We start from the raw sequence: 14,415 nt of genomic DNA, 5'->3' as shown, positions 1-14,415 counted from the left end.
CTCGAAATATAGGGTCGCGAGGAACCGATTCCACAAATACTTGAATCGCACGCTACCGGGATTTGGTTGAAAAATAGGTAACTGACCCTTCAAAATGCAAAGTAACTTCAAGAACCCCAAGAAGAGCGCAACAGACCCGCAAGAGACGGCCATCGCCGTACTCGGCTGGCTGGCCAACGACCCCGATATGTTCGGACGTTTTCTGGCCCTGACCGGCGTCGAGCCGGCGCAAGTGCGCAACGCCATCAACGAGCCTGCCTTTCTCTCGGGCATGCTGGATTTTTTGATGAACCATGAGCCGACATTGCTGGCCTTTTGCGAAGCCAGCGGTATCTCGCCCGAAGCCGTCGCTGCAGCATCGGCACATTTCTCGCCGCCTGGCCTCGCCTCCGGAGAATATTGATCATGGATGCTCCGCTCGAATTCGATACATCGCACATCCGCCTTCAGGACCGGCCTTTGATCGTCTGCGATGTCGACGATGTCGTCTTGCATTTCTTTGCGCCTTTCCTGACGTTCCTCGATAGCGAAGGGCATGAATTCCTGCCACGATCCTTCCGGCTGACGGGCAACATCATTTCCAAGCTCAATGGGACGGCGATCGAGGAAAAGGATGTCCACCGGCTGATCGACGCTTTTTTCGAGGCGCAGGAAAAGTGGCAAACTCCCTTCGAGCGCGTCGTCGATACACTCGAAGATTTTTCCAAGGACGCGGATATCGTTTTCCTGACCGCCATGCCGCCGCAATTCTGGGAGCAGAGACGTCGCCTTCTCGATCGGCTTGGCCTTGCCTATCCCCTGCTCGCATCGCTGCAGCCGAAGGGACCGATCGTTCGATCGCTGCACGCGAGGCGCACCTTGCCGGTCGTTTTCGTGGACGACATGGCCCATAATCTGCATTCGGTCGGCGAGCATGTTCCCGATTGCCTCCTGATCAATTTGAAGCCGGACTCGGTGGTCCATCGCATGGCACCGGCGACCCCGGCCGGCATTGCGCAAGCGAACGAATGGAGTGAGGCGGCTCCCCTGCTTCGCGCTCATATTGCCGGCTGAAACCAATCACCGATCTCACAGGACGAGGCGCATCAGCGGGCGCCCGTCCTTCCGCTTGGCGATCTCGGAAAATCCGGCCGCTTCGAATATACGTTGCGAGCCAACGTAGAGCCCGACTGATTTCGACTGCTTTGTCCGCTCGATCGGACAGCCCTCCAGCAGGCGCGCACCGGAGGTCCTGGCAAAGTTGACCGCCTCTGACAGCATATGATGGCTATAGCCTCTGCCTCGGTCGCCGGAATTCATGAAAAAGCAGCTGACCGCCCAGACCGAGCGATCTTCCCCATCCGAAGGATCAAGCGGACGAGAGACCGTCTTCACCGAATTCCATTGCGGCAGTTCCAGACGTGGACCGACCTGCACCCAGGCCACCGGGCGGTCGTCGATATAGCCTAGCAAGCCCGGTGGCGGCCCGGCAGCGATCCGCTCTCGCATGAATCTCTTCTTGTCTTCGGCATCCATCGTCTTGCGTTGCGACGTTGGAATACGGAAATGCGTGCACCAACAGCCGTAACAGGCGCCGCTCGGACCCAAAAGCCTTTCGAAATCGTCCCAACGATCCGGCGTCAAAGGTTGTGCACTCAAAACGTCCATGCCCGCCTCCCTGCGCTTTGCCGCTTGAGACTCGCGAAGTTAGACCATAAAGTGGCGATGTTCAATTTTTGTTCTCATTCGATGATCTCTGGACCCGATCAGACTTCCGGTTTCTGTCGCGATTGCTTGAGCGAGCAATCGGCGGGGCGGACGCGTTGTCGGGCCTGTGGAAGCCCTCGCCTGGTCTATCATCGCGAGCTCTATGCTCTCACGCTGGCGCATATCGATTGCGACGCCTTCTATGCCTCGATCGAGAAACGGGACAATCCCGACCTTGCCGACAAGGCAGTCATCATCGGCGGCGGCAAGCGGGGTGTCGTCTCTACGGCTTGCTATATCGCGCGCATCCATGGGGTGCGCTCGGCGATGCCGATGTTCAAGGCGCTGGAATTATGTCCTCATGCCACGGTCATTCGCCCGAACATGGAAAAATATGTCCGCGTCGGCCGCGAGGTTCGTGCGCTGATGCAAGAGCTGACGCCGCTGGTGCAGCCACTTTCGATCGACGAGGCCTTTCTCGAACTGGATGGCACCCAGCGGCTGCATCATGATCCGCCGGCGCGGATCCTCGCGAAGTTCGCGCGCCGCGTCGAGCGGGAAATCGGCATTACCATCTCGGTCGGCCTTTCCTATTGCAAGTTCCTCGCCAAGGTCGCCTCCGACTTGCAAAAGCCACGTGGCTTTTCCGTCATCGGCCGCGAGGAGGCTCTCTCCTTTCTGGAACCCCGGCCGGTAACGACGATATGGGGCGTCGGCAAAGCCTTTGCCGCAACGCTCGAGAGCGATGGCATCCGCACGATAGGTCAGCTGCAGGCGATGGAAGAAAGCGATCTCATGCGCCGTTACGGCGTGATCGGCCAGCGACTTTCCCGGCTGTCACGCGGGATCGACGATCGCACCGTGCATCCCAACGAAGCGGCAAAGAGTGTATCGTCGGAGACCACCTTCTTCGAGGATATTTCTCGTTATGACGACCTGGTGCCTATTCTGCGGGATCTGTCGGAGAAAGTTTCACGGCGGCTGAAGCGCAGCGAGATTGCCGGCCAGACCGTCGTGCTGAAACTGAAGACTTCGGACTTCAAGAGCCGAACGCGCAATCGCCGCCTGGAGGATCCGACACAACTTGCGGACCGCATTTTCCGCACCGGCCTACGGCTGCTTGAACCCGAAACGGATGGCACGAAATTTCGTCTCATCGGCATCGGCGTGACGGATCTTTGCGATGACGCGCGCGCCGATCCGCCCGATTTGATCGACGAACAGGCAACGCGGCGCGCCGCAGCGGAGGCGGCGATGGACAAGCTGCGGGAAAAATTCGGCAACAAGACCGTCGAGACAGGCTACACCTTCGGCGGAAAACGCAATAAATAACAAATACTTGCTGCCCGGACACCGAAAGATGATATTTTGGCCTCAACGAATTTCTGCGTTGAAGACGCGATTTATTGGCACAGAAAGTTCGGATTCAATCTTTTTTGGTAAATTTCCATTAGGACTTGATCTCTGTGAGTTCAGGATGGCCCAACGCGCCATCCGGTGTGTTTTGCGTACGGGTTCCTATGCGTCTATCGGCTGTATCGACCATCCTTATTGCCTGCCTGACGATATCGGGCTGCGCCGCCAGAGGCGAGCGCGAAGCCGCGCAGTCCAGCGCGCCTTCGAAAGAAATGACCGCTTCGATCACCAAGAGCCAATCGCCGACACCGTCGGTCGAAATTGGCGAGACGGTATCGCGCGTCGAGCGGCAGCAGGCTCTTGCCACCTCATTGCCTGCCGGTCTCGGATCGGCGACCTATCTGCAGTCCGACCAGAGCGAGGATGGCGTGCCGGTGCCGCTGCAACGGCCTCTCGCAATGCTCTCTCCCGACAATCCGATTCCCCGCGCTCTGCGCCAGCAGCCGATGCGGATCTATTCCCATCAGTTCCGCGATGCCAAGCCGATCAATTTCGGGACGACCACTTCGCCCCGGAAGCTGGCCGTACACGGCGTCGACGTCTCGCGCTGGCAGGGCGATATCGACTGGGACACGCTGCGCACCCAGGGTGCGAACTTCGTTTATATCAAAGCAACGGATGGCGGCGATCATCTCGACCCCATGTTCAAGAAGAACTGGCGCGCCGCCCAGCAGGCGGGCCTGAAGCACGGCGCCTATCACTTCTTCTACTGGTGCCGCACGGCCGGCGAACAGGCTGATTGGTTCATCCGGAACGTCCCGAAAGAAGCCGGCGCCTTGCCGCCTGTCATCGACGTCGAGTGGAATGGCGAATCGAGCTGCAAGCGTCGCCCGTCGCGCGAGCAGGTTCTCGCCAAGATGCAGGTCTTCATGGACAAGCTGGAGCGGCACTACGGTCAGCGCCCCATCGTCTATACCGCACCTGATTTCTACAAGGATAATCTGAGCGGGGAGCTGCTGAACTATCCGTTCTGGCTGCGCTCCGTGGCTGCACATCCTTCCAAGGTCTATCCCGGCCGCAGATGGCTGTTCTGGCAGTATTCCGGCTCCGGCGTCTCTCACGGCGTGGATGGCAGGATCGACCTGAACGCATTTCATGGCAGCGAGCAGGACTGGCACAACTGGGTTGCCTCCAGCGTTCGCTGACGCCTCCCACCAGGACGCGAAAATTGGAAAGGCAGGGCATACGCTCTGCCTTTTTGTTTACCTCAACGATCACGATCACGCGAATTGATCCTGTTTTCCATGCGTAGGAGAAACAGGCGCCGTTTCAGAAAGTCTTCCTTAAACTTCCAAGTCTAACCTTCATCATCACGAGTATTGCGTTCTGGTTGTGTCTATGAAGCCATTTTTCTTGCTTGGGCTTGGGCTGCTTTCTGCTACCGCCCTCTCGCAGCCTTCCTTTGCGGCGCCCGATGCCCGCACCCTGCAGATCGTCGTATCGAAAGACAGGCAATCGCTTGCCGTCTACGATGGCGATCAGGTCGTCGCGACATCGAAGGTCTCGACCGGCAAACGCGGTCATACGACGCCGAGCGGAATCTTTTCGATCCTGGAAAAACAGGTTTATCACGAGTCCAATCTCTATTCGGCCTCGCCCATGCCCTTCATGCAGCGCCTGACATGGTCAGGTATTGCGCTGCATGAATCCAACTCGGTGCCAAACTATCCGGCGTCGCATGGTTGCGTGCGCATGCCGAAAGCCTTTGCCAAGATGCTCTATCAGATGACAGAGCGCGGCGTGCATGTGGTAATCGCCAATCAGCCACTCGTGCCGCAACCGTTCCAGAACGCGATGCTGTTCCAGCCGCTGGCGGCACCGCCACCGGCCTTGTTCTCCGGTATCGAATTGCGCCCCACGACGGCAAGCTTCATGCCCGAGGGTCAGACGGTGCAGGTCGCAACGAACGACGTCACCTCGATCCAGATCCCGTCGGCACAAACAACGCTTGCCCCTCCGGCCGATCCCGCGCCGCTTAGCATCCTCATCACACGACGTGGTCTGCGCGAAAATGTGCGTGACCTTCAGGGCATTTTGAATGGCATGGGGTTCATGGCCGGCACACCGGACGGCATGCTCGGCCCCTCCACAGTGCAGGCGATCGAGGATTTCAAGAAGGCTCACGACATCAAGGCGACCGGCAGCCTTGTCAGCCCGGCATTGATGAAGGCGGTCTATACGGCGGCCGGCAAGGGCGAACCGCCGAATGGCGCGATCATGGTGCGACAGAACTTCAAGCCGCTCTTCGAAGGTCCCGCCATTATCGGCGAACCACAGGAGGCGCTTGGCGTGCATTTCTTCACCGCCAACTCCATCGATCGCATCAGCGGCAAGGCCGATTGGTTTGGAATGACGCTGGAAGAAGAACTCAGCAAGGATACCAAAAAGCGGCTCGGGATTTCCAGCGAGGAGCAGTCTCAATCGCTGGACGCGGCAGGACAGGCGCTTGGCCGCATCACCATTCCCGACGATGTCCGCCACCGCATCGAGGACCTGCTGACTGCGGGCTCATCGCTGACGATTTCCGACACGGGTATCGGGCCGGAAACCGGCAGCGGGACCGACTTCATCACCATCACCAACAATGGCGCACTGGGCAAAAAGGGCTAGAGCATCGCCGCACCAACGGTGGCGGCAGAAATGCTCTATCCTTATTCCCAAAGACAGTAGCTCTGCGCCTTTGCGTTGCTTGCTCTAGACAAGCTCCACGTCGATGACGCCGGGCGCCGTTCGCAATGCGGCGGCGATTTCCGGCGTGATACGATATTTGTCCGGCAATGCGACCTCGACTTCGCGCGACCCCTCTTCCTTGATCACGATAAAGGAAACGAGCCCATCGCCCTTGGTGTTCAGATGGGCGGCCACAGCCTTCAGCGGCCCTGAATCGCGGACGTAGACGCGCAGCGCCTTCTGCATCTGCAGCGATTTTTCCTCGAGCGACTGTGCCGTCTGCAGACGCAGGCTGATGCCTTCCGGCCGCTCATCCGCCTGAGCCGTAATGACGAAGGATTTGCCGACCTCGAGAACATCGCGGTACTGGTTGAGCGTTTCCGAAAACAGCACGGCTTCGAACTGGCCCGAGGCATCGGAGAAGACGAAGATGCCCATCTTGTTGCCAGTGCGCGTCTTGCGCTCCTGCTTGGAAATGACAGTGCCCGCCAGGCGGCCGTTGCTCGCGCCCTGCTTCACGGCGGCGGAGAAATCGGCGAAAGGCTGCACGCGCATCTTGTCGAGCACGCCCTTGTACGTATCGAGCGGATGCGCCGTCAGATAGAAGCCAAGCACCTGGAATTCCCGCAGCAGCCGCTCCGAAGCGAGCCAGGGCGTGAACGGCGGGAATACGATCTTTTCCGGCCCGGAGGCTGCGCTTCCGAACATATCGTGCTGACCGCTGCGCTTGTTTTCCTGTGCCACCTGCGCATAGCCCATGACGCGGTCGAGGCCGGCGATCAGCTGAGCGCGATCGATCTGGAAGCAATCGAAAGCACCGGCGCAGATCAGGCTTTCCAGTACGCGCCGATTGATCTGCTTGGGATCGATACGCAGGCAGAAATCCTCGATACCCGCGAAAGGCTGATCGCCGCGCACCTCGACGATGTGGTCGACGGCGGATTCGCCGACGCCCTTAATGGCCGCCAGCGCATAATAGATGCGGTTGTCGCCGGTCTCGAAATGACGGAACGAGGTCTGCACCGAAGGTGCGATGACCTCGATACCCAGACGCTTGGCATCCTGGCGGAAGTCGTTGACCTTTTCGGTGTTGGACATATCGAGCGTCATCGACGCCGCCAGGAACTCCACCGGATAGTGCGCCTTCATATAGGCGGTCTGATAGGAGACGATGGCATAGGCGGCTGCATGCGACTTGTTGAAGCCGTAGTTTGCAAACTTGGCGAGAAGGTCGAAGATAACGTCCGCCTGCCCCTTCGAAACCTCGTTCTTGATGGCACCATCGACGAAGCGCTCGCGCTGCTGGTCCATCTCGGCCTTGATCTTCTTACCCATGGCGCGGCGCAGAAGATCGGCCTCGCCAAGCGAGTAACCCGAGAGCACCTGGGCGACCTGCATCACCTGCTCCTGATAGACGATAACGCCCTGCGTTTCCTTGAGGAGGTAATCGATCTTAGGGTGGATCGATTCGATCTCTTCTTCGCCGTGCTTGCGGGCATTGTAGACCGGGATATTCTCCATCGGGCCAGGGCGATAAAGCGCCACGAGCGCGATGATGTCCTCGATGCAGTCCGGCCGCATGCCGATCAGCGCCTTGCGCATGCCGGCACTTTCCACCTGGAACACGCCGACCGTTTCGCCGCGGGAAAGCATGTCGTAGCTTGGCTTGTCGTCGAGCGGTATGCCGGCGAGGTCGATGGTGAGGCCGCGCTTGGCGACGAAATCGACGGCCGTCTTCAAAACCGTCAGTGTCTTCAGGCCAAGGAAGTCGAACTTGACGAGACCCGCCTGCTCCACCCATTTCATGTTGAACTGGGTGACCGGCATGTCAGAGCGCGGATCGCGATACATCGGCACCAGCTTCGACAGCGGTCGGTCACCAATGACGATACCGGCGGCATGCGTCGAAGCGTGGCGGTATAGGCCCTCGATCTTCTGGGCGATATCCAGCAGGCGCGCCACGACCGGCTCCTTGTCCGCTTCTTCCTGAAGACGCGGCTCCTCCTCGATCGCCTTGCTGAGCGGCGTCGGATTGGCGGGATTGTTCGGCACCAGCTTGCAGATCTTGTCGACCTGGCCATAGGGCATTTCCAGCACACGGCCGACGTCGCGAAGAGCGGCGCGTGCCTGAAGCGAACCGAAGGTGATGATCTGCGCCACCTGCTCGCGGCCATATTTAGCCTGCACGTAGCGGATCACCTCTTCGCGCCGATCCTGGCAGAAGTCGATATCAAAGTCCGGCATCGAAACACGTTCCGGATTGAGGAAGCGTTCGAACAGCAATGAGAAGCGCAGCGGATCGACGTCGGTGATAGTCAGCGCGTAGGCGACCAGCGAACCCGCGCCGGAACCGCGGCCCGGGCCGACGGGAATATCATGCCGCTTGGCCCATTTGATGAAGTCGGCAACGATCAGGAAGTAGCCGGGGAACTTCATGCGCTCGATGACGCTGAGCTCGAATTCCAGCCGGTCGCGATATTCCTTCTCTTCGTAGCCCGGCGCCATGCCGAGCGAGGCGAGACGCTGGTCGAGGCCTTCGACCGCCTGGGCGCGCAACTCCGCCGACTCGGCACGCTCCGCCTCTTCCGCATCATCGGTGGCACCGGTGAAGCGTGGAAGGATCGGCTTGCGCGTTTGCAAAACGAACGAGCAACGCCTCGCGATCTCGACGGTGTTCTGCAGCGCCTCGGGCAGATTGGCAAAGAGCTTCGCCATATCGGCGCGGCTCTTCAGATAGTGATCCGGCGTCAAACGAAAGCGTGTATCGTCAGAAACAATGGCGTTATGAGCGACGGCCATCAACGCGTCGTGCGCATCATAATCATCGCGCGTCGGGAAGAACGCCTCATTGGTCGCGACGAGCGGAATGTCATGCTCGTAGGCCATTGCGATCATCTTCTGCTCATGACGGCGATCATAGGTGCCGTGGCGCTGCAATTCGACATAGAGCCTGTCGCCGAACTGGCGCTTCAGCGTCAGCAACCGGGAGAGCGCCTGGGCGGCATGCCCCTCCTTCAAAGCCATGTCGACAGGTCCGCTTAAGGAGCCGGTCAGCGCAATCATGCCGTCCGTGCCGATTTCGTCCAGCCAGGAGCTGGTGACGTGAACGGCGCTATTGCCCTCGCCGCCGAGATAGGCGCGGCTGACGAGATCGACCAGGCGTTCGTATCCCTGATCGGTAGCGGCAAGCAGAACTATAGATGGCAGCTTCGCCAATGCCTGCTGCGGTCCCCGCTTCTCACCCTCGCCGCCATCTTCCATGTCGATAGATACCTGGCAGCCGATGATCGGCTGCAATCCCTCATCCATCGCCTTCTGGGAAAATTCCAGGGCGACGAACAGATTGTTGGTATCGGTAATCGCAATGGCCGGCTGGCTGTCACCGGCAGCCTTGGCCAAGACCTTCTTAAGGGGCAATGCACCCTCCAGCAGAGAGTAGGCGGAATGAACCCGTAGGTGCACGAATTCCGGCATTTCGCCGAGCGGCGCTACTGCGCCGCTGCCACCCTTGTCCGCCATTTTAAACCCTTCCGCATGCTCATATGAATCGGCGTCATTCTCAGCATTGCGGATCATAAAGTCCATAAGTTGCCCCCATCAAAAATGGGAACAGCATGTGCAAACGGGGGATAAAACTTACATCGCCATCATGATCAGGGAAAAGCTGGCAACAAACATGACGATGGAGGTCAATGCTGCAACGTCTCGAATGATATCGGTCATTTACGCGCTCCTTACTCGTTATGTTTATTTTTTGTTCTATTTTTGTTCGAGAGTCAATAGATGCATCAATAAATTTCATCACCCTACTTTTCAGCCTGAATGGACGCGGCCGCGACACGACGCTATGCAGAAGCAAAGGGGAGATCTCGATGAAATCACTTGGCTGCGTTCTCATTCTTCTTTCGCTCGCAACCGCCGTCCATGCCGAGGACGCCATTGCGCCAAGCCGCATCGTCGATGCCGCGATCGGCGACTGGAACAAGGATGGTGATCAGGACCTCGCGCTTTTGGTAGCCCCCGCGCAGGGCGCCGACGCCGATACCTCCATTGGCGTCTATATCTATCTACGCGATAACCAACATTCCTTGCTGAAGCTGGCCGCAAGCGCTCCGGACAAGATCTGGGGCAGAGCGTCGCCGGATGGCATCTATGGACAAGAGCCATCGATCTCGGCGTTGCCAAACGGCTCGATCGCGATCACCTCTCAGAATGAGGCCATCGGCCGGGATCGCTGGCACCAGACGCTGACGCTGGCATATCGCAACAACACCTTCGTCGTCGCCGGCTATACCTATGAGTCTGTCGATACGCTCGCACCGGACGACAGCCATAGCTGCGATTACAATGTGCTGACCGGCAAGGTGACAAAAGACGGCAAGACGCTGAAGGCGGATGCGCGAACCGTCAGCATTCAAGACTGGAACGACGACCTCGGCCAGAAAGCTTGCGGGAACAGCCAGGAATAAGCCTGTTCTCTTTTTGTTCTTTACAAAATCTGCCGCCAATGGCAATGTTCCCGCTCACCAGATTTGGAGAGGGACATGCCGGATCTTGCCGCGCTGAACGATTTTATTGTCGTCGCCAAAGCCGAGACCTATGTCGGCGATGGCGAGAGACTGGCATCCTGCCGAAGCGGATCGCATGATATCGGCTATGTCAGCGGCCGCTGGCGCTATCTCGACAGCTATTTCGGCGGCAGGAATTTTGCCGGGCAGGAACTTGTTTGGCATGATGACGAGCCGGTCTGGGCGATGAATTATTTCGGCCATATCATCGAGCCCGATCTCATCGACGGGACACGCGCCGGCATGGTGATCAAGTCGGCCCTGCTGCGGCTCTATCTTGACGAAAAACGATTTCTCGGCGGTTTCGAGTTCGAGCATGCCTACGGGCTTTACGTCGATGAAAACATCGGCGACTGCCATGATTTCAGCGGCTACGAAGCTATCGTCGTCAGCGAACGCAGGGCTTACGAGCTGGATTATCGTGGCGGCCTGATCATCCCCTAAAGAGATCAGACCTCGACAACTTTGCCTTCGCTCAGTGTCACGCGGCGATCCATTCGGGCTGCCAACTCGTGATTGTGCGTAGCGATCAGCGCCGCAAGACCGGATTGGCGCACCAGCGCTTCCAGCGCGTCAAAAACATAATGCGCCGTTGCCGGGTCGAGGTTGCCTGTGGGCTCGTCGGCCAACAGCACCAGCGGTGCATTGGCAACTGCGCGGGCAATAGCGACACGCTGCTGCTCGCCACCGGAGAGTTCAGCAGGGCGATGATCGCCACGGTGACCGATGCGCATATAGTCGAGAAGCTGAGCGGCGCGTTCGCTCGCATCTTTGCGAGAGAGGCCGGAAATCAGCTGCGGCATCATGATATTTTCAAGCGCCGAGAATTCGGGCAGCAGATGATGAAACTGATAGACGAAGCCGATTTCGCTGCGGCGCACAGCCGTGCGCTTGTCGTCGGAGAGGCCTTCGCACGCCTGGCCATTGATCAGCACTTCGCCGCCGTCCGGATGCTCCAGCAGGCCAGCCACATGCAACAGCGTCGACTTGCCCGTGCCCGAAGGCGCGACAAGTGCGACGATTTCGCCGCTGCGCAGCGAAAAATCGGCCTGCTTCAGGATCGACAACTGCGTCTCACCCTGCCCGTAATGACGCTCCACGCCAGAGAGCTGGAGGACGACGTTGCGTTTTATCAAATGTGGATTCCTTATTCGTAGCGCAGCGCCTGCACTGGATCGAGCCGCGAGGCACGCCAGGCCGGGAAAATCGTGGCAAGGAAGGAGAGCGTGAGCGCCATGACGATGACGGAAATGGTCTCACTCATGTTCATTTCGGCCGGCAGCTTGCTCAGGAAATAGACTTCCGGATTGAATATCACGGTGCCTGAAATCCAGGAGAAGAACTGGCGGATGGATTCGATATTCAGGCACACCACGACGCCGAGCAAAACGCCAGCGAGCGTGCCGACGACGCCGATGGCTGCGCCCGTCATGAAGAAGATGCGCATGATCGCGCCGGAGGTCGCACCCATGGTGCGCAGGATCGCGATATCGCTTCCCTTGTCCTTCACCAGCATGATCAGGCCGGAGATGATGTTCAGCGCGGCGACGAGCACGATCAACGTCAGGATCATGAACATGGTGTTGCGCTCGACCTGCAGAGCGGAGAAGAAGGTCTCATTCACTTGCCGCCAATCGGTGAGGAACACCTGGCGGCCGGCCGCGGCCTCGATCTTCGGCCTCAATTCATCGACATCGTCTGGATTGCTGACGAAAAGCTCGATCTTCTCGACGATGCCTTCGGCATTGAAGAAGACCTGCGATTCTTCCAGCGGCATGAAGACGACGGAGGAATCATATTCCGACATGCCAACCTCGAAGAGGCCGGCAATCGTATACGCCTTGACGCGCGGGTTGACGCCGAACGGCGTGACGTCACCATCAGGCGCCGTCAATGTGATCTGATCGCCAACGGTCAAGCCCAGCTGCCGCGCGAGACGTGTTCCCACCAGCACACCCTGCCCCGAGGCAAAGCCGACCATATCGCCGGAGACGATATGATCCGACACGGTCTTGAGCTTGGTCATATCTTCAGGACGGACGCCGCGAACCAATGCGCCGGTGCCGGAGCCACCGCGTCCGGACGCCAGCGTTTCGCCTTCGACCAGCGGCAGGGCCATGGTTACGCCAGGAACCGCCGCGAATTTCTTGGCCAATTCGGCATAGTCATTGAGTGGCGAGTCGATCGGCTGCACGACGACGTGGCCGTTGAAACCGAGGATCTGCTTGAAAAGCTCGGCACGAAAGCCGTTCATGACCGCCATGACGATAATCAACGCGGCAACGCCGAGCATGATGCCGACCAGCGAGAAGCCTGCGATCACGGAGATCGAGGCCTCCTTACGCCTGGAGCGAAGATAGCGCCAGGCGACCAACCGTTCGAATCCGGAAAACGGGCGAGACGATGGGTTGGCCTTGAACGATTTTCCCTGCTGTTCCACTGCCGCGCTCACCGCCATTCGCCTTCCATCCTATTTGTATCAGCCTGCCAGCCGCTTGATTGCAGCTTCGACCGTCATCGTTTCACGATCGCCTGTCTTGCGGTCTTTCACTTCCACTTCGCCGTTCGCGATCGAACGCGGTCCGACGATGATCTGAACCGGCACACCGATCAGATCGGCTGTTGCGAACTTCGTTCCGGCGCGCTCGTCACGATCGTCATACAGCACGTCCTTGCCAGCCTTCATAAGCGCGGCATAGACCGTTTCGCATGCATCGTCACAGGCTTGATCGCCGGCCTTCATGTTGATCACGACGGCATCAAACGGCGCAACCGAAGCCGGCCAGATGATTCCGTTCTCATCATGCGATGCTTCGATGATGGCGGGAACAAGGCGTGTAGGCCCAATACCGTACGATCCCATGTGGACAGCGTGTTCCTTGCCGTCGGGACCCTGAACTTTGGCACCCATCGGCTCGGAGTATTTCGTACCGAAGTAGAAGATATGACCGACCTCGATGCCACGTGCGGACAAGCGATCGCTTTCGGGAATAGCGTCGAAAGCAGCTTCGTCGTGCATTTCCGACGTCGCGGCGTAGACCGAGGTCCATTTATCGAAAATGCCCTTCAGACCGGCGACATCGTCGAAATTCGTGTCTTCGCCGGGGATGTCGAAATTGACGAAATCCTTGTGGCAAAACACTTCCGACTCGCCGGTGTCGGCAAGAATGATGAATTCATGGCTGAGATTGCCACCGATCGGGCCGGTATCGGCGCGCATGGGAATTGCCCGCAGACCGAGACGATTGAAGGTGCGCAGATAGGCCGCGAACATCTTGTTATAGGAGTGGACTGCGCCCTCCTGCGTCAGATCGAAGGAATAGGCGTCCTTCATCATGAATTCGCGCGAGCGCATGGTGCCGAAGCGCGGACGAATCTCGTCACGGAACTTCAGCTGGATATGATAGAGGTTCAACGGCAAGTCCTTGTAGGACTTGATGTAGGACCTGAAGATGTCAGTGACCATTTCTTCGTTGGTCGGGCCGTACAGCATGGGCCGGTCTTGCCGGTCCTTGATGCGCAGCATTTCCTTGCCATAGGCGTCGTAACGGCCGCTTTCCTGCCAGAGCTCGGCCGACTGCAATGTTGGCATCGAGAGTTCAATGGCACCGGAGCGGTTCTGTTCTTCGCGAATGATCTTGTTGACCTTGTCAAGCACGCGCTTGCCAAGTGGCAGCCAAGAATAAATGCCCTGCGACTGCTGGCGGATCATGCCTGTACGCAGCATGAGCCGATGGGAAACAATTTCAGCCTCTTTAGGATTTTCCTTCAGAATGGGCATGAAGTAACGAGACAGACGCATGACGCTTGTTCCAGATGGTTTGACAATCCGCCCTTGGCGGAATCGTTAGCAAATTATGTACTGGAGGCAGTTCATAACTGCTTCGGCGAAGGAAGGAAACCCGCATTCTCCAAGAGGCAGACTTGACGAACGCCTGTGAATGCAGGCGATAGCGCTTATTTTAATGATTTCAAAAAAATGGGCATTTATAAGGATTTACGGCGAAAAACTGTCAACAGAAAAATTCTGCGCGACTGTAACAAAAAAGCAAAAAAAAGGATGACAAAGCCCAAT

Annotated in this window: 12 protein-coding genes; 7 read left to right on the top strand and 5 right to left on the bottom strand. The window is 58.3% G+C overall.

From position 1 onward, the window contains the following. Positions 1-94: 94 nt before the first annotated feature. Together HGP17_RS02655 and HGP17_RS02650 are read left to right on the top strand one after the other, a co-directional pair. On the top strand, positions 95-403 hold the full coding sequence (locus tag HGP17_RS02655; protein ID WP_168805696.1) for a DUF3572 domain-containing protein: 309 nt from the start codon (positions 95-97) through the stop codon (positions 401-403). 2 nt (positions 404-405) lie between these two features. Beyond that, positions 406-1,053 (top strand): hypothetical protein, encoded by a 648-nt coding sequence (locus HGP17_RS02650; protein ID WP_168805694.1) that lies wholly within the window; start codon positions 406-408, stop codon positions 1,051-1,053. Positions 1,054-1,068: 15 nt separating this feature from the next. On the opposite strand, the gene HGP17_RS02645 is transcribed toward HGP17_RS02650, so the two are convergent. Then, positions 1,069-1,647, bottom strand: coding sequence for a GNAT family N-acetyltransferase (locus HGP17_RS02645; protein ID WP_168805692.1), 579 nt, complete (start codon positions 1,645-1,647; stop codon positions 1,069-1,071). 81 nt (positions 1,648-1,728) lie between these two features. Between HGP17_RS02645 and HGP17_RS02640 the strand changes: the two genes are divergently transcribed. From HGP17_RS02640 to HGP17_RS02630, 3 genes are all read left to right on the top strand, one after another. Then, complete coding sequence (locus tag HGP17_RS02640) at positions 1,729-3,018, top strand: DNA polymerase IV (protein ID WP_168805690.1); 1,290 nt, start codon at positions 1,729-1,731, stop codon at positions 3,016-3,018. 188 nt (positions 3,019-3,206) lie between these two features. Continuing rightward, the gene (locus HGP17_RS02635; protein ID WP_168805688.1) at positions 3,207-4,247 is read left to right on the top strand and encodes a GH25 family lysozyme; all 1,041 of its coding nucleotides are present in this window, start codon (positions 3,207-3,209) and stop codon (positions 4,245-4,247) included. 193 nt (positions 4,248-4,440) lie between these two features. After that, positions 4,441-5,712, top strand: coding sequence for a L,D-transpeptidase family protein (locus tag HGP17_RS02630; protein ID WP_168805686.1), 1,272 nt, complete (start codon positions 4,441-4,443; stop codon positions 5,710-5,712). A gap of 84 nt (positions 5,713-5,796) precedes the next feature. Here HGP17_RS02630 and dnaE read toward each other — a convergent pair whose 3' ends face one another. Continuing rightward, entirely contained in the window at positions 5,797-9,291 is a 3,495-nt protein-coding gene (gene dnaE, locus HGP17_RS02625; protein ID WP_168805684.1) for a DNA polymerase III subunit alpha, read from the bottom strand. A 353-nt stretch (positions 9,292-9,644) separates the two neighbouring features. On the opposite strand from dnaE, the gene HGP17_RS02620 reads away from it, so the two are divergent. Together HGP17_RS02620 and HGP17_RS02615 are read left to right on the top strand one after the other, a co-directional pair. Beyond that, a complete protein-coding gene (locus HGP17_RS02620) occupies positions 9,645-10,241 on the top strand; it encodes a hypothetical protein (protein ID WP_168805682.1) in 597 nt (198 codons plus the stop codon). Positions 10,242-10,316: 75 nt separating this feature from the next. Then, the gene (locus HGP17_RS02615; RefSeq protein WP_168805680.1) at positions 10,317-10,784 is read left to right on the top strand and encodes a DUF5680 domain-containing protein; all 468 of its coding nucleotides are present in this window, start codon (positions 10,317-10,319) and stop codon (positions 10,782-10,784) included. 5 nt (positions 10,785-10,789) lie between these two features. On the opposite strand, the gene HGP17_RS02610 is transcribed toward HGP17_RS02615, so the two are convergent. From HGP17_RS02610 to proS, 3 genes are read right to left on the bottom strand one after another with little or no spacing between them, the layout of a single operon-like run. After that, on the bottom strand, positions 10,790-11,473 hold the full coding sequence (locus tag HGP17_RS02610; protein WP_168808054.1) for an ABC transporter ATP-binding protein: 684 nt from the start codon (positions 11,471-11,473) through the stop codon (positions 10,790-10,792). 14 nt (positions 11,474-11,487) lie between these two features. Next, complete coding sequence (locus HGP17_RS02605) at positions 11,488-12,798, bottom strand: lipoprotein-releasing ABC transporter permease subunit (protein ID WP_168805678.1); 1,311 nt, start codon at positions 12,796-12,798, stop codon at positions 11,488-11,490. A gap of 21 nt (positions 12,799-12,819) precedes the next feature. Beyond that, a complete protein-coding gene (gene proS, locus HGP17_RS02600; RefSeq protein ID WP_168805676.1) occupies positions 12,820-14,142 on the bottom strand; it encodes a proline--tRNA ligase in 1,323 nt (440 codons plus the stop codon). Positions 14,143-14,415: the final 273 nt, after the last annotated feature.

It is taken from the genome of Rhizobium sp. P38BS-XIX (assembly GCF_012641435.1).
Lineage (GTDB): Bacteria > Pseudomonadota > Alphaproteobacteria > Rhizobiales > Rhizobiaceae > Rhizobium.
This window is presented reverse-complemented; position numbering and strand designations above follow the sequence as displayed.

Excerpts from the sequence above, each read along its gene's own strand:
- proS (WP_168805676.1), bottom strand. The coding sequence starts at position 14,142 with ATGCGTCTGTCTCGTTACTTCATGCCCATTCTGAAGGAAAATCCTAAA.
- HGP17_RS02645 (WP_168805692.1), bottom strand. The coding sequence starts at position 1,647 with ATGGACGTTTTGAGTGCACAACCTTTGACGCCGGATCGTTGGGACGAT.
- dnaE (WP_168805684.1), bottom strand. The coding sequence starts at position 9,291 with ATGGCGGACAAGGGTGGCAGCGGCGCAGTAGCGCCGCTCGGCGAAATG.
- HGP17_RS02650 (WP_168805694.1), top strand. The coding sequence starts at position 406 with ATGGATGCTCCGCTCGAATTCGATACATCGCACATCCGCCTTCAGGAC.
- HGP17_RS02615 (WP_168805680.1), top strand. The coding sequence starts at position 10,317 with ATGCCGGATCTTGCCGCGCTGAACGATTTTATTGTCGTCGCCAAAGCC.
- HGP17_RS02630 (WP_168805686.1), top strand. The coding sequence starts at position 4,441 with ATGAAGCCATTTTTCTTGCTTGGGCTTGGGCTGCTTTCTGCTACCGCC.
- HGP17_RS02640 (WP_168805690.1), top strand. The coding sequence starts at position 1,729 with ATGATCTCTGGACCCGATCAGACTTCCGGTTTCTGTCGCGATTGCTTG.
- HGP17_RS02635 (WP_168805688.1), top strand. The coding sequence starts at position 3,207 with ATGCGTCTATCGGCTGTATCGACCATCCTTATTGCCTGCCTGACGATA.
- HGP17_RS02655 (WP_168805696.1), top strand. The coding sequence starts at position 95 with ATGCAAAGTAACTTCAAGAACCCCAAGAAGAGCGCAACAGACCCGCAA.
- HGP17_RS02605 (WP_168805678.1), bottom strand. The coding sequence starts at position 12,798 with ATGGCGGTGAGCGCGGCAGTGGAACAGCAGGGAAAATCGTTCAAGGCC.
- HGP17_RS02620 (WP_168805682.1), top strand. The coding sequence starts at position 9,645 with ATGAAATCACTTGGCTGCGTTCTCATTCTTCTTTCGCTCGCAACCGCC.